The sequence below is a fragment of the Rhizobium sp. AC44/96 genome, assembly GCF_001692185.1.
Lineage (GTDB): Bacteria > Pseudomonadota > Alphaproteobacteria > Rhizobiales > Rhizobiaceae > Rhizobium.
The window spans coordinates 398,894-411,299 of record NZ_LXKO01000035.1 but is presented as its reverse complement, the minus strand read 5'-3'; the positions used below and the strand labels follow the sequence as shown (position 1 = coordinate 411,299).

The window sequence follows — 12,406 nt, the reverse complement described above, 5'->3', positions numbered from 1 at the left end:
GAGCCCCCGCTGAAAATATGCGAGGGACGGTTGAAACATGGGTCAATTCTCGATGGAAATATCGGGCTGCGCCGGGTCAGCTCTCAGTGGAAATCAACACTCGACCCAGCGGGCGTGCTGGGCAGCGTAGGTAGTCTGAATTGCAGGCATGAGCGTGCTCCCTTTACTGGTTGCCCATCCACGCCGACGTCATGTGGTCGGTCATGGCCTTGTGCGCGGCGCTTGCGTTGGTGTTGGCGTCCTGCTGGGTGACCCCATTCTTGACGACAACGGCGAATGGGTCGGCCTTCTTCGCGTCCTCGACGAGGATGTCGAAGCGGGCGTCGATGTAGGCGTCGGCCTTGTCGGCCACGGCGGCGTCACCGAGCTTCGCGGCCACCACGGCCTTGCGGATCGCCGCATCGGTCAGGCCCTCGGTACGGAGATCCTTGGCGATGGACTTGGCGACAGCGACGAGGTCGGCGCGGTCCTGGACGCGCTTGTCGAGATCCGCATCCGACAGGACCTTCTTCGACAGGTCGTCGATCTGCGCATCCTTCTTGGCGATCTCGGCATCCTTTGCCGCGATAACCTTGGCGTGGTCGGCGTCCGCCTTGGCCTGGACGGCCTGAGCATCGGCAATCTGCTTGGTCAGGGCATCGATCGCGCGCTGCACGATCTGAGCGTCCTTATCGGTCAACTCGACCGAGAGGCCATCAACCATGAGGGTTCGGGTCGTCATTGACCGTGTTCCTTTCTCTTCATCTCCGATTTTGAGGTGAGAACCGCCCCTTGCAGCGGAGACGACCGCAAGGTGGTTCATGCGAAGGTTGGTCTGGATGGCGTCATACTGCTCACCGGCAGGTGACACGCCGTCCTGAAACTTGAGCGCGGTGTCGTAGCCCATTGAAAGCTCGCGCTTTCCGCCCTCGACCTTGGCGATGGCAGCCTTATCCATGAGGACCATGGGAACGCGGACGAACTCGCCATCGCGCACCACCTCGCCACCGGTCTGGCCGACGGCAAGCTGCTTCCAGTTGTCAGAGGTGACGGATTCTGACGGGTGATCGTCGGTCACCGGGCGGTAGGCATAGGAGTGCATCGCATCCTGTGCGAAGACTTCCTCCTCCGACCGGTAGACACGAACGACAGCCTTGTCGCGAAGACCGTGCTTGTTCTCGGGATCGACCTCCCTGCCCGCGTAGAGCTGGATGCCGGTCCGCGCGACCTTCACGTCGGCAACGAGATATCCATCCTGGGTGCGGCGGATGCCGTCCAAGGTAACCGTGTCAAACAGTTGCATAGCTTAGGTTCCCTGCCCTTGGGGAAAGGGTTGGTGATATTGACGAAACCCACCCCTGTGACATGATCCTGCAAACTGAAGGATGATCACGATGCTAGACTTAGAAGTCGCCGCAAGAGAGTTTCTGGATTGGTGGTCAGAACACCGCAGTAGTACGTTCTCGTTGACGGAGGTCGCCGTTAAAATAAACGGCGGGCGAGGATTCAACGACTTCGAAACCGCAACCCTCCGCGCTTTCTTTAACGAGAACGCAGATCCAATAGAGACTATCGGCAACGTGGTGCAGCGGTGGGCTGCAATTCAGGACTAGACCCATCGGTGGCATTGCCAATCATTCTCTTATGGGTCACAACTTCGGCATGACCGACGAACAGTACAAAGCCCTGAGGCGGTTGATCCTCGAACAGAGCATCGAGATCAAAGCCCTTGCGCTCGAGGTCCGGACGCTCAAGCAGATCCTTGAGACAACAGAAGTCCTCGTCGTCGAGGATGAGCGCGTCACTAGCGACGAACTCGAAGAACTCATCAAAACTCGACAATCCCGCGGGCCACGCATCGACAGTTGATCGGCTGACCAGGCGGCAAGCCGTCTTCGGCTCCCGTTGGTTCACCCCACTTGTAGGTATTCCCGTCAAGCTTTCTGTGCAGCGCCCTCACCCGCTCATCGTGCGAAGTCATCCACAAATATGTAGTGACGCCTGCCTGTTGCTGCCGGATCTTGTTGAGGTCCGAGTTGAATTTACCAGTCTGGTCGCGAGCGATCAGGCGGGCGCGCCGATCGGTGATCCCGAACTGCTTCTGCAACTCTTTCCGCAAGGTGGCGACCGAGTTGCCGGCGATGCTGTTCGTGTAGACCGTCTGTTCGATCCGCTTCACGATGTCGTCGGACAGGCTCTGGATAAGCGACGTGTTCCGAGCGACCGCCGCCTCCAGGTAGTCTGATAGATCCTCGTCCCGAACGACAGATGACAGGTTGATGCCCAGCGCCCGCTTGGCCGTTGCCATGAAGGCTTCGGTGTGGCGCTGCCCTTCGAGATCAAGGATGCGGCTCACTGTGTCGGATGCCACCCGCTGCAACTGGTTCGCCAGCGCTTGCAAGGTCGAGAACCAGGTTCGGTCCGCGTCTCCCGTGAAGGCACGCGCGGCGCGCTTCTGCGTCTGCTCCTGCTGGTAGAGCGGGATGATGCTATCCCGCGCTTCCTTGGCGATTTCATTCAGCATCGACCGCAGAGCGGCGTAGTACTGCTTTTCGAACGAGAGCCGGACATCAACGGCCGGCAACTCGACTACAGTGCCCTTGGGCTTATCGGCCAGCTTGGCAATGGAGTAACGGAGCATCACTCCTCACTGACGTTCGACTGCCAATTCTCGTTGACCTCTTTGAACACCTCCGGTCCCAGCACAATCTCTCCCTGGTAGGGTTCGACCGTCGACAGATCCGGCGCATCCGGGTCATAGCTGATGGTGATGTGAGGCTGATACTCGGGATGATCCCAAGTCGCGCCACGCTCCACCATCTCGTCATGACGCCAGCGGAGCATGTTGGAGGCGAAGAGTAACACGCGAGCCTCGCCGAACTTCTCCATCAAGCGAGCACCACCGCGCGGAACCTTCATCTCTTCGTCCCATGCGCTGCCCATCTCCATCCAGTCGACGGGTGTGCGGCTGTAGGTGATGGTCACATGCAGGTCGTCTGCGGGAAGCGTGGTCTTGAAGCCCTGCCCCTTTGCCCAGGCGATGATCTCGGCAGCGTTCACGACGTTGCGAGACACATACAGTGTCCGTGGCGCCGCATCCGTGGCCTGCTGTTTGGCAGGCTCTTCCGTCGGGTCGGTCTCTTCATCCTCGCCCAGGTCGAACTCGCCCTTGGCGTCAGTGTCGGCCACTGCCTGATCGAGACCCGGATAGAAGCTCGATTCCACCAACTGATTGGTGACAACCGTGCGCAGCTCGACGGGCGTGAAAATGCCCGTATCCGTCAGAGTCTTGGCCGTGTCGGCGTTCATCTTGCCGATTTCGGCCTGCTCCTTCTCGGTCATCTGCTTGAGCGGAGACCAATCGTAGAAGACTTCCGGCGGACGGCTGCCGAGTGCAGATCGGATCAGGCACTCGTCGAACCGATAGAGCGTCGGCGAGATCTCTAGCGTCTGGATCGACGACACCCGATCATAATAGTTGTTCATGTCGGACTCGCCGGTCGATGACATGCCGGCCGGCGACTGGCCGAGAAGGCGCGTCACCGGGATATCGGCTGCACCGGCAGCCATCTGAAGGAATGACTGCATGACCTCTGGCAACGTGGCGAAGGCTACCTGCTTGCGCTCGTATTCTTCGTCCTTGTCGAGGATCAGCGCACGGTTGATGCCCTTCGAGGTGGCCGCCAGCGTGAAGCGCTCGAGCAACTTGTTGCGATAGACCGGGTCAGCCAGGCTGGCCATGAAATCTGGGATGCGGAAGACATCAACGTTGGCTTCGAAGACGAGGCTAGCGATGTTCGCCGCGGTCGCGTCCGCGTTCCTCATGGCTGAGTAGACGGACTCGATGATGCTGTCGCCCCAGCCCTGGTTGACGCCGAAGTTTAGCAGGTTGTCACCATGCGGCGCGCCTATGAAGACAGCCATCCTAGATGGATGGATCTGCACCATGGCGCCGTTTCCGGTTACCTCATAGTAAGAAGGCTTGCCGAAGAACTCGGAAAGCACATCCTGCTCGATCGGGCCGGCGCTGATATCGCGACGAGACAGCACCGTCAGGTACTTGATCCCGCCCTTCTTCATGCCATCGACATTGAGCGGCTGCATGAGATCCTGCTCGCCGGTACCGATGTAGAGCGCAGCGCCACCCCAGAGGCGAGCCTTGACCTTCACCTCGAGAAGCTTGCCCCAGAAGTTTAGGCGCTTTTCCTCGCCCTCGATGAGTTCGATCTGATCCTGTTCGGCCTGCCAGTCCCTACCCTTGCGAATGGCATCCATCGCCGGGATATCGACGATCTTGCGGCCAAGCCAGTTCGACTTGTAGATCGCGGCGAGCTGATAATCGTCGATGTACTGAAGGCCATAGGAGGCCGTCGCCATCTTGTCCCGGAAAGGATCGCCGAGGCCAGCGACGACCGAGCGCAGGCTGTCATTCGCCCGAAGCTGGATCACGTTACCCATTGCGGCCCTTCCTGAGATTCGGCGGGTTCTTCACGACGTCACGAGCGACCTTCGGCAGCACCTTCAGCACGCCCTTGGCTCCCGCCTTCTTCCGTGCTTCGGCGATCATCTGCCGGCGCTTTTCACAAGGTCCACAGGCCATCGGTCATCCAACGTTCGAAAGAGTGTAGGTGCTCGCACTGAGCAGTGCATTGAACGCTCGGCTCGTGCTGTCGACCGGGTCGTCGTGTTTGGCCTCTGGGAAACCTTCCAGAGCGGTGAACCATGCGTCATTCCACGGACCGCGAAGGACCAGGACATTGCCCGCTTCTGCCTGAGCAGAGAAAGGGCTGAAACGCGTGACCTTGTCGCCCGACTCCGGCGTTGCCCGGACGTTGTAGCCGGTAAGCATCTTCGTCAGGTTCGTGACCTGCGATTTGCCCGCCTGGCCGGGGTCTTGAGGCAAGGAGATTTGCGTCTCCTTACCGTCCCCCGCCGCCGTGTTCTTGATCAGCCTCTCGACACCAGCCGGTGACAAGTGATCGGATACATGATGACCGACGATGTATCGACCATCCTGAAGCTTCCCGACCTTCGTGCCTGCCGTTCCGTCCGGATCGTTGCCCTCAGTCTTCAGCGTTGCCGCCAAGTCCCAGCCTCGCATCCAACGGACACCAGCCGGGACAGCATCGACAATCTCGCACCACCCTCGCTGAAACAGGAGGCCAGCAGCAGGCCGGATTTTCCAGTTACCGCCGAGGAGGCGCTCGCGCTCGACCGTCGGCAGAGCCATCAGGTTGGCTAGGTAGCCGGGGTCGGCTGCCATCAGCGCCTTATTGTCCGTCAGCTTGGCCGGGACGAAAGTCACCGACTTCGGCGGGATCGGCGTGTCGTCGACCGGGTTCCGGTATTGCGCGAGCTCTTCGGGATCATCGGCCCAGATGACTGCGTCACCTATACGTACGAACCAACGGAGCTTTCCAGCACGCTCGGGGATCGGCAGGCCAGTGTCCTGGTTGATCCACCACGAAATGAACTCAGCCACCCAGCTATCGGCATCCGGGTTGCAGGTTGCCCTGACATATGGCCGGACGCCACACATGGAGCGGTTACGAGACAGCAGGTACCAGAATTGCTTCTGCGTGAAGTGGGTAAGCTCGTCGAAGCAGATCAACGGGATCTGCGAGCCCTGCCAGTTCGATACTGTCTTCTCGTGCTCAAGATGGGCGAAGCTGACCGACGCGCCCGAGGGGAACGTCCACGACAGATCCGGCGCGACCTTCGGTTTCGCGTTCAGGCATGGATAGAGCTTTTCGCTCTCATCCCATAGACCGCCCTCGTTTCGCACCTGGACGAGCGTCCGACGAAAGAAGACAGCGCCGAACTGCGAATTGGCGATGTGGCGCAGCGGCTCCATAAGGAGCGCCCATGTCTTGCCACCACCAGCGGACCCGCCGTAGATCGCGATATCGGCTGCCGAGCCGAGGAACTGTGTTTGCGGCCCTGCCTGCGGCCGGATGATTGTCTGGGCTGCCGCGCCCGCCTCAGCCCCTGCCATTATCGGGCAACTGGAAGATCGTCACCGGCGAGACTGGAACCGGCAAGTCCTTTCCATCCTTACCAGTCAGCTCGCGCCGATTGGTGTATGCGTTTCCGACTTCCTCGGCGGCCTGCTTCAGTAGGGACGACGCCAGCGCCATATTGCCCTGGGTCTCTGCTTTGTCCGCCATGCGCTGAAGAGCGCGGAGACGGACGGCGCGATGACTGATTGCGATCGTGGCCGTGTCTTCGAGGAACGTCTTGCGCGTCTCCTCAAACAGAGCGACCCAACGCGCAGCAAGGTTGCGCCCTGCCTTCTTCGTCGGGTCGTAGCATTCCGCCAACTGAGGGCTGATGGCTATCCCAAAGTCCTTTTTGAGTGCGGCGACAACGATCGACGGCGGATCAAAGCAAGCGAGCGCCTGAACCACATAGGTTTGCTGTTCTCTGGTGAGTTTCGCTTTTGCCATCGATCTATCAAGACGCCATCAAGGTTTAAGCGACACGCAACTGGCATGTCCCGCATACATGGCCGATACTGGCCCGGGATATCTCAGGCGGCCGGTTTGCCGCATCTACGAGCGCGCGGACATTGGCCGCATCTGCCCCATACCGACGGACCACACCCACGAACTCTTCTACGTCGTGCCCTCTGAGGGTGAACGCTGGAAGGCCGGACATCTTACGGAACTTGGGAGCGCCGAATGCATCGCGCTCTTGCCCCGCGTGATAAAGCTCATGCTCGACCAATGCGCAGAACTCGGCGTCGGAACATGTCGACGCGTACTCGGCATCGAAGGTGAGCAGGAAGTCCGGCACGTCGCCGAACCACTGCTGGAGTTGCAGCTCGACACGGGAGCGCGACCACTTACCAGCTGGCGGCAATCCCATCTCGCACTGACCGACGACGCGACGGCCATGTCTCCCATTGGGGACATTTGTCCAGAGGGCGCCGATGGTGGCGAAGCGGAGATGAGCGTGATCCTCATTCAGGAGGTCAGCGGTCTCATCGATGAAGGAAGCCCGCGCCCACTCGATCAGATCATGAGCGGGCTCGAACCGGATGCCGGTGTCCTCGATCATGTCCTCAGGCGGCGCGGGCCGCGAAGGCTTATTCCTCATCCGGGATGAGAAGAAGCTTGTACCGTTTGCCAAGCTCAAGATTGTCGACGGTCTCTGGGACCGTGATCAGCATCTCAAGCTTGCCGGACGGCGTGGCCTGCGACCATTTGCGATTGATGCCGTCCTGTTCCCATATCGGGACGAGAACGACGGTCGCCGCGGAACTCTTATCGTTCCCGGTGTAGGCATGCTGAATGTTGGTGCAGCGGAATTTGGCGATCACTGCGGGGGATGCTTCGGGTGCGCTCATGCGTCTTCTCCTTTTGATGCCCGGGTACCGCCGGACGCGGATCTGATGCCAATGCCTTCGCCCTCCGGTCGAGGATGAAGGAATGAGCATCGGGAACCGGGCGCTTGGCCCGGCCCTCCAATTCAGGCAAGCGGGATTAGGTTCGCATTCGCCCGACGTCGAGACTGAGGCCGTGCGTATCGTAGCTCTCGGCATATTCGCGCTTGAGCTGGCCGATAACCTTGAAGGCTTCGACCTTCATAGTCTGCAGGGAGTGCCAGGTCGTGGCATAGAAGGTTCGGACGACCGTCAGCGCGAATAGCGCCAACATCGATGCGAGGCTGCAGAGAACATCGTAAATGCGGTAGGCGTATCGATAGATGCGCGTCATGCTCTTTCCTTCCGAAATGGTTATGGAGGCTTGCTGACCTCCGCCTATCGATTGCGCCCCGATAGCTTACGGCGGGCTTGGGTGCTCTGGTGCCTCGATCGGCGGTTGGCTTGCCCGCCTCACTTCCTTCCGGCTACGTGGACTATCCGGCGAGCGGCTTCTGGGGATGCGGGGCCCGAACACATCACACCGTCTCCACGGCAGTGGCTGAACTCGTCAGCTTGTTCGTTTGGCCCCTCTGGGAACTGGTTGCGGAGGCAGGATTCGAACCTGCGGCCTCTTGGTTATGAGCCAAGCGAGCTACCGGGCTGCTCTACTCCGACATGAAAGAAATTACCGGGCTACCCTCCCGGCTTGGCCGACGGGCTCGGCGTCGTGTCACCCTCTCGGCAACAGGAACAACGCTTCGCTTCCCGTGATATTCGGGGCGCGTCGGCTTCCCCTTCTTATTGGTGGGCCGCAGCGTTCTCGCTGGTCACGAGCTGTCGCTTTGGCCATCAGGCACGCTCCTCGCCAGACCGTATTATTTCAACGGGAGGCGGCCCGATCTCAGGAATCGAAAAGCCGCCCGGAGGCGGCCTGAATTTTGGATGCATTTTTCCTTGGGTGGAAGTTGGAAGCTTCCCGCTGGGCCGTCGAGTATTCCCGTTCCTTGGTGGAAGGTCCGACTGCACACCCAAATCACGCGACCGAATATAAGGAAGTTGAACTCGCCCGGCAAGAGTCCATTTCCTCGTCCATCTTCCTCAATTCACTGAGAATTGACAAAACATGTTGACGACTTGCGGCGCTCAGCTCGTCGATAGCCGCTTCCGCCAACATTCGGAGCGGGACCTTCTTCCTTCGGCCCTTGGGGAAGACAAGCCCGAGACGCTTATTGAGGGCGTTCCGCCGGTGGGCTTGCGATAGGACGAGCCTCTGCTCGCGCTCGCGCTCCCACTGCTGCTGCGTCTGGAAATCGGCGAACATAAGGCTGCCGATATCGGTGTCCCGGAAGACGATCGGACCGCGATCGAAGGACGGCCGGATGAAGGCCAGGACGCCATCGATGTTGCGGACACGCTCGAAGTCCCGCTGCTCGATATTGACGAAGGCATAGCCGACCAGGAGCGGGAAACGCCGCTCGCTCATCTTGTTCGTGCGCTGGTGTTGGGTGATCGCCCAGAACGACGGCATATAGACCTCGATGCCCTCGTTACGGATGTTACGCTCGACGATGCTCTCGCCCTTGCGACGCTCGCGCTTGACGCGATCCGCCTCGGTCTCATCGTTCGCCGGTTCGAGGACCGTCGCCATCCGCTGGGAGCCTGGCACCGTTCGAACTGCATACCAATGTGTGTCCGCCATATTCATTTCCCTCGCCTTGGAGCCCGCACGCTCGGTTATTATCGGATGCTGTTCTGGATCGTTTGCGCCGCCGCCGCGGCCTTCTTCGGATTGTGGAAACCGCGCTGAAGCTTCCGGGTGTAGGAGCACGCCGAGCACATCGGCTCGTCATCACCCGTTTTCTCACCGGCAGCGCAGGACTTGAGGTACTTCGCCCGCCTCACCTCGTAGGCACCACAGACACAGCGGACGACCCACCTTTGCCCAGACGACAGGTAGAGATCGGCGGCGATGCCGAGAACCGTCAATCGGCCTGCTTTGATGCCGGTCAGATCCACGAATGAGAAAACCGACCGCTCGGCAGGAGACGGCGCCCGCAACGCCAAAGGTTCAGATGAGTGGATCTGCCTCTCCGGGGGGGACCACTCGAAGTGCTCACCCCTCGCCGCTACCCTGCCCGCGACCTTGTCGCCGGGAAGAAGCGGAGCGACTGCATACATGTCGACACGAGCGAGACGGGTCATGCTTCACCCCGCTGCGCTTCGATCTTCCTGACGGAATAGAGTACCGTCGTATGATCGCGGCCACCGAACCATCGGCCGATCGCAGGGTACGATAGATCCGGCCGCTGCTTCTTCACCTCGTACATGGCGACAGCTCTAGGCTCGCAAACTTTCCTCGTGCGACGGCCGAACCTGACATCGTTCACCGAGATGCCCGGATAGTCGACGAGAACTTCCATCGTGATATCCAGCATGGAGCGCCGATCGAAATCGACCATCTCGATCTCGCCGTGGGCCTGCATCTCGCGAATCCGCACGATGACCTGGTAGGCGATGACATGCTCTTCGAACAAAGTCGGCTCCTTCTTCCAGCCAGGCTTTGGATGGTTGAGCACGACCGGCATCGGAGGTCTCGGCGCGAGGACGACCAGCGCAGGCTTTGGCCTTGCTCCCAGCGTGAGGCAACGGGCGCGAACAGCAGCGGCGGCCGCTCTCATCTCCGCCGCACTCGTGAACTCTCTGGCTGTGACGATCATCTAAAGCTCCTTTCGGAACGCTCCCTTTCGGAGCGGAGGTATTCTTCTCGGGATTGGGGTCTGCTGAGATGGGCTAGGCCGTTGGGCTTCGGAGGCGGCTTGTCAGGTGGACGACCGGGCTGGTCCTTCCAACGGTCCTCGGAGAGCCACTTCACCGGATTGCACCACTGCCGATCGTCGGTCTTTGCCGCATAGGTTCTGGCACCGGCCATGACCTCGTCGAGCGAAGCGCGAGACAGAGCTTTGGAAAAGGCCTTGCGAGCCGCAGGCTCACCGACCTTGTTCGGGTAGACATCCCAAAACTTATCGAAATCGGAATCGATCTCAGGCGCGCTCGCGTCTTCCGAAGGATCTGTATCTGTCTCTGTATCTGTTGTTGCAGATGCGTTCGCTTGCGTTCGCTTGCGTTCGCGCCACTCTCTGGCGCGTTCGGCAGCACCGTCTTCCCGCTTCGGCTGGCGCTTTTCCCAGCTGGAGAACCGGCCGTCCGTGATCATGCCCTTATCGGCCATTGCGGCGACGATCGCTTCGACCTGCTCCGGCTCACAGCCGTAGAAGTACGCCAGCCCCTCGGCGTCATAGCCGGCGATTGAACCACGATCCGAAGCCTGGGAAGCGCGATCCATCAGCGCCCACGCGACCGCGACAGCAATGCCAGGCGCGACGCCGGCGCGTCGGGCTATGCCAAGCCATTTCGGATCGGTCGGCGCACCATGCCATGATCGGAACCAATCATTCATTGATAAGCTCCAACCAATCTGCATAGGGAATATTGCTCTTGGCGAGATTGCAGCTCTCACACGAGACGCAGAGATTTTCGAGTTCGTGCCGACCGCCGAGAGACCACGGCGTCTTGTGGTCGATGTGGAACGGGCCTTCCGTCTTCCCGCAGTAGGCGCAAAGCTCTCCATCTCTTTCGAGAACAGCGATACGCATCGCTTTAGGCACTCGTCGACGCGCTCCCAACCCACGGATCTGATCTGCGCGGCTATACTTTCCTTCGTCAGCTGCGAAGAAAGCGAGAAGGCGATCTCGGCTCTCAGACCACTGGGTCGGCGTTAACCTCGCCAGCCGACGGACCTGCTCCGGAGCATCCGGCAGCGAGCCGTTCCGGTAGTGCGCAATGACGAGCAGCAAGAGGGCACCATGCTCCACCGCTGACAGATCGAGGGTTTGAGAGACGTACATGTTGACGTGTAGAGGCATCCAGGCGCGGTTGCTCATGCTGCCCTCCTCACGATGCCAAGCTCCTCGAGCAGTTGGATCGGCTCGTCACGGCCGAAGGTGACGTAGAAGGGAATACCGCGAGCGATGCAGAGTGCTTGGAACTCCTGCTGGGGTGCGGTGAGTTTTCCGGTATCAGTTTTCAGCTCGAGATATCCGTGCAGCTTCGGAGCGATCAGGATCAGGTCCGGCAGACCTTTGGAGAGGCCGTGCTGGCCCATAGCTCCCATGTTCGGAATCGTAGCCACGAGCGTTCCCGGCATGCCGAGAGCCTTCCAGTGGGCCACGACAGCTTTGTGGATCTGGCTTTCCTTCATGCCGGTCTCCTGGCGCGCAAATCGGGAAGATCAGCTCGCACACGGCGCATGTGGTCGCGCTGCGCGATACGGCGCTTCTCAGCCTTCACACGCTGATCGTGCCGGCACTGCATGAGTTTGTTGATCTCTCGATCGACCACTGGTGGCGACATGCCCGTCTCCGCAGCGATACGCTCGACGTCGTATGGGTAGAGGGTGAAGGCTTCGGTGAAGGTCATGCTGTCACCTCGAACTTGCCAGTTTCGTCGCCGAAATGGTCCCAGCCTGGCCGATTGGTGCGGGAGTAGAGTTCGAGGCGGCGCGCGTTCGGCATCAGCAGCTCAGCGGCACGATATGCCTCCTCCGGCTTGCGGGAATGCTCGCGAGCTAGTCCCATGAACCCTGAACGAACGGAGCGCGATGTCTTCGGCTTGCCACGTGTTCCGATCAGGAACGGCTCATTGCTGGAGCGGAGAATGTAGCCGGTCCCAAAGGCGACCTTGCCGTTGACGGTAGTCTTGAGCCAAGTGCCGGCGGTCTTGAACTCGAAGCCCCACGCGGCCATAACAGCGATGGCTTGCGGCAACATCGGATTGACTGCCCAGAGCCAGAGAACACAGTCTTCGGACGCGAGATCGAGAACAGGTTGAGCCTTGATTTCCTCGATCGACATCGTCTGGTAGTGCGCCTGCGGGGCCTTCTTCTCTCCGGCGGCCGAATAGAGTCGATAATGCCAGGCCGGGTCCGCCATCAGGAAATCGTATGAGTGAGGCTGTAGGTCGCCCCATGGCCAGTTGAAAAGGATCATGGCCGCCTCGCCATGG

General features: G+C 60.2%; 17 protein-coding genes and 1 tRNA gene. 1 reads left to right on the top strand and 17 read right to left on the bottom strand.

Annotated features, from left to right (window positions below):
- Positions 1-163: 163 nt before the first annotated feature.
- Complete coding sequence (locus A6U87_RS23795; RefSeq protein ID WP_065693771.1) at positions 164-1,282, bottom strand: DUF2213 domain-containing protein; 1,119 nt, start codon at positions 1,280-1,282, stop codon at positions 164-166.
- Positions 1,283-1,641: 359 nt separating this feature from the next.
- On the opposite strand from A6U87_RS23795, the gene A6U87_RS23785 reads away from it, so the two are divergent.
- Positions 1,642-1,848 (top strand): hypothetical protein, encoded by a 207-nt coding sequence (locus A6U87_RS23785; protein WP_141684038.1) that lies wholly within the window; start codon positions 1,642-1,644, stop codon positions 1,846-1,848.
- Here A6U87_RS23785 and A6U87_RS23780 read toward each other — a convergent pair.
- The 16 genes from A6U87_RS23780 to A6U87_RS23705 all read right to left on the bottom strand — a co-directional run bounded on the left by A6U87_RS23780 (position 1,808) and on the right by A6U87_RS23705 (position 12,390).
- Positions 1,808-2,620 (bottom strand): minor capsid protein, encoded by an 813-nt coding sequence (locus A6U87_RS23780; protein ID WP_065693768.1) that lies wholly within the window; start codon positions 2,618-2,620, stop codon positions 1,808-1,810. The two genes, A6U87_RS23785 and A6U87_RS23780, sit on opposite strands and share 41 nt — an antisense overlap.
- Entirely contained in the window at positions 2,620-4,437 is a 1,818-nt protein-coding gene (locus A6U87_RS23775; RefSeq protein WP_065693767.1) for a phage portal protein, read from the bottom strand. Before A6U87_RS23775 ends, A6U87_RS23780 begins: the two co-directional genes overlap by 1 nt.
- A gap of 145 nt (positions 4,438-4,582) precedes the next feature.
- A complete protein-coding gene (gene terL / locus A6U87_RS23770; RefSeq protein ID WP_065693766.1) occupies positions 4,583-5,974 on the bottom strand; it encodes a phage terminase large subunit in 1,392 nt (463 codons plus the stop codon).
- The gene (locus tag A6U87_RS23765) at positions 5,961-6,425 is read right to left on the bottom strand and encodes a DUF2280 domain-containing protein (protein ID WP_065693765.1); all 465 of its coding nucleotides are present in this window, start codon (positions 6,423-6,425) and stop codon (positions 5,961-5,963) included. The genes terL and A6U87_RS23765 overlap by 14 nt, the downstream gene beginning before the upstream one ends.
- A 25-nt stretch (positions 6,426-6,450) precedes the next feature.
- On the bottom strand, positions 6,451-7,038 hold the full coding sequence (locus A6U87_RS30530) for a putative metallopeptidase (RefSeq protein ID WP_141684037.1): 588 nt from the start codon (positions 7,036-7,038) through the stop codon (positions 6,451-6,453).
- Positions 7,039-7,066: 28 nt separating this feature from the next.
- Positions 7,067-7,327: a hypothetical protein gene (locus A6U87_RS23755; protein WP_065693763.1), complete on the bottom strand. Its 261-nt coding sequence runs from the start codon at positions 7,325-7,327 to the stop codon at positions 7,067-7,069.
- A gap of 136 nt (positions 7,328-7,463) precedes the next feature.
- Complete coding sequence (locus tag A6U87_RS23750; protein WP_065693762.1) at positions 7,464-7,697, bottom strand: hypothetical protein; 234 nt, start codon at positions 7,695-7,697, stop codon at positions 7,464-7,466.
- A 246-nt stretch (positions 7,698-7,943) separates the two neighbouring features.
- Positions 7,944-8,021, bottom strand: a tRNA-Met gene (locus tag A6U87_RS23745).
- 357 nt (positions 8,022-8,378) lie between these two features.
- Positions 8,379-9,182: a transcription termination/antitermination protein NusG gene (locus A6U87_RS23740; RefSeq protein WP_244499560.1), complete on the bottom strand. Its 804-nt coding sequence runs from the start codon at positions 9,180-9,182 to the stop codon at positions 8,379-8,381.
- Entirely contained in the window at positions 9,083-9,547 is a 465-nt protein-coding gene (locus A6U87_RS23735; RefSeq protein WP_065693760.1) for a hypothetical protein, read from the bottom strand. Before A6U87_RS23735 ends, A6U87_RS23740 begins: the two co-directional genes overlap by 100 nt.
- Positions 9,544-9,780: a helix-turn-helix domain-containing protein gene (locus tag A6U87_RS30525; RefSeq protein ID WP_275078418.1), complete on the bottom strand. Its 237-nt coding sequence runs from the start codon at positions 9,778-9,780 to the stop codon at positions 9,544-9,546. Before A6U87_RS30525 ends, A6U87_RS23735 begins: the two co-directional genes overlap by 4 nt.
- Before the next feature lie 278 nt (positions 9,781-10,058).
- Positions 10,059-10,802, bottom strand: coding sequence for a hypothetical protein (locus A6U87_RS30520; protein WP_065693758.1), 744 nt, complete (start codon positions 10,800-10,802; stop codon positions 10,059-10,061).
- Positions 10,795-11,286, bottom strand: coding sequence for an HNH endonuclease (locus A6U87_RS23720; protein WP_065693757.1), 492 nt, complete (start codon positions 11,284-11,286; stop codon positions 10,795-10,797). The genes A6U87_RS30520 and A6U87_RS23720 overlap by 8 nt, the downstream gene beginning before the upstream one ends.
- Positions 11,283-11,603, bottom strand: coding sequence for a VRR-NUC domain-containing protein (locus A6U87_RS23715; protein ID WP_065693756.1), 321 nt, complete (start codon positions 11,601-11,603; stop codon positions 11,283-11,285). Before A6U87_RS23715 ends, A6U87_RS23720 begins: the two co-directional genes overlap by 4 nt.
- Complete coding sequence (locus tag A6U87_RS23710; protein WP_065693755.1) at positions 11,600-11,821, bottom strand: hypothetical protein; 222 nt, start codon at positions 11,819-11,821, stop codon at positions 11,600-11,602. Before A6U87_RS23710 ends, A6U87_RS23715 begins: the two co-directional genes overlap by 4 nt.
- Entirely contained in the window at positions 11,818-12,390 is a 573-nt protein-coding gene (locus A6U87_RS23705) for an MT-A70 family methyltransferase (RefSeq protein WP_065693754.1), read from the bottom strand. The genes A6U87_RS23710 and A6U87_RS23705 overlap by 4 nt, the downstream gene beginning before the upstream one ends.
- Positions 12,391-12,406: the final 16 nt, after the last annotated feature.